A 230-nucleotide genomic window follows, 5' to 3' on the forward strand; every position below is an offset into this window, starting at 1 on the left:
GTGGTGCGTGCCGCTTGCTCGCCCGGTTCCTGAACGAGAATGCCCGCGTGCTGCAAAAATCCTCGCACGCCGCGAACGGCGATCGCAACGCTTTGCGCGGTGGCCGTGCCGCCGCCGCCGAGTTCCGTCGATACGAAAACCTTGCCCGCTTCCTCGGCCGCGGTATCGAAGAGTCCAACGCTGTCGAGTTCCAGCATACGCATCGAATAAGGCGCGCCGAATGCGCGCAT

General features: G+C 64.3%; 1 protein-coding gene. It reads right to left on the reverse strand.

Annotated elements, in window-relative coordinates:
• On the reverse strand, positions 1-230 hold a 230-nt coding region (locus tag SB753_RS42155; protein WP_410805836.1), incomplete at both ends, for a succinylglutamate desuccinylase/aspartoacylase family protein.

This window comes from Paraburkholderia sp. SIMBA_053, from assembly GCF_046534895.1.
GTDB lineage: Bacteria > Pseudomonadota > Gammaproteobacteria > Burkholderiales > Burkholderiaceae > Paraburkholderia > Paraburkholderia caledonica.